This is a genomic window from Peterkaempfera griseoplana, from assembly GCF_001418575.1.
GTDB classification, from domain to species: domain Bacteria; phylum Actinomycetota; class Actinomycetes; order Streptomycetales; family Streptomycetaceae; genus Peterkaempfera; species Peterkaempfera griseoplana.
This window is the reverse complement of record NZ_LIQR01000721.1, coordinates 1-1,356: the sequence shown is the minus strand read 5'-3', so window position 1 is coordinate 1,356 and position 1,356 is coordinate 1. Positions and strand designations below refer to the sequence as shown.

The following is a 1,356-nucleotide window of genomic DNA, read 5'->3' as shown; positions in this document are numbered from 1 at the left end:
GGCCGGGCCCCCGGATACGGCGGCGGGGGCGGGGCTGTGGAGGATGAGACCCGTGTGGCGGACGCTGGTGCGGGCGGCCTGTGTCCGTACTGGTCCAGCGGGGCGGTGCACGGCCACGACGGTGCTCATGCGGGCCAAGGCATGCTGGACCTGGCCGAGGTCGGTGCGCAGGCGGGCGACGTCGAAGGACAGGTCCTCCAACGGCTCCTCCACCTCGGTGCGCAGCTCTGGGGGCAGGGCCCGGCACCAGGCGGCGACCTCCTCCAGGAGCCGGCCCAGCTGCGGGAGCGCACCTGTCTGTTCGTCCAGGGCGGCGTCCAGGACGTCGGCGGCGTCCCGGGTGTCGGCCAGCTCGGCGAGGTTGTCCCGCTCCGCGGTCAGGGTGTCGGCGGCCTCGGCTACGGCCTGCATGGCGGGTGGGGCCATGGTCAGCCCGGGGGCCGCGGCCACGGCGTATCCGAGAGCCTGCAGGGCGCGGGTCGCCTGGGCTGCTGCCCGCAGGCCTTCGTCGTCGCTGCGGGGTGGCAGGTAGATCTCGCGTTCGGGGTGGTGGCGGAAGCCGAAGCGGCGCAGGGTGTCGGGGACCAGGCCGAGGGTGTCGTCGGTGTCGGTGGCGGCGACGATCCCGTGCTCGGGATGGCGGCCGAAGGCGACGTCTGGCACGGCGGGCCCCGCCTGAGGAGCGGGGGAGCCGTGCGCGTGGCTGATGGTCAGGCCGCCGGCCCGCAGGAGGTACGTGGCGCGGGCCGCGTCGCGGTGGGCATCCGGGCTCGACAGGGTGTAGGGGGAGCCGGGATGGGGGCGGGTGAAGCCGGCCTCGGTCAGGATCCGGTGACCTGCGGCAGGCAGGTCATCGGCGACATGGGCGGTGACCGAGGAGCGGTCGGTGGCGAAGGTGACGTCCGGAGTCGGCACAGGTGTCCCTTGAGTGGAGAAGGCGAGCGGGCCCCGAAAGGAGGCGAAACGAGACGAGGCGAGTGCCGGCCTACGGGCGGGGCTGGTCCTCCGTGGCCTGGGGCAGAGCGTTGTGGAAGTCCGGGTCGACGCTGGGGCGCAGGCCGTTTTGTGCGAGCAGATCGGCGGCGTACTCGGTGCGCAGCAGGGCGTCCACAGGGTGGGTGCCGTCGGGTAGGACCCACTGCTCGGAGGTTTCGTGCGGGGTGAAGCCGGCGCGCTTGAGCAGCGGCTGGGCGTGTGGGTGGTGGTGGACGTTGACGACGTGGACGCCGTCGTCGTCGGCGCCGAAGGCGAGGTTGGTGCTCGCTGGGTCGTGCTCGTGGTAGAAGGCGCTGGTCAGAGCTGCACTCCGTGGGCGTGGGCGTGAGTGGGTGCGGGGGTGGGCGCTGATCCGGGGAG

At 73.5% G+C, this 1,356-nt stretch carries 2 protein-coding genes; both read right to left on the bottom strand.

Going from position 1 to position 1,356, the window contains the following annotated elements:
* Nucleotides 1–915 (bottom strand): hypothetical protein (locus AOK09_RS35970; RefSeq protein ID WP_055591379.1); only part of this gene is annotated, 915 nt, incomplete at its 3' end.
* Nucleotides 916–985: 70 nt separating this feature from the next.
* The coding region (locus tag AOK09_RS35965) for a hypothetical protein (RefSeq protein WP_055591378.1) at nucleotides 986–1,356 on the bottom strand (371 nt) is incomplete at its 5' end.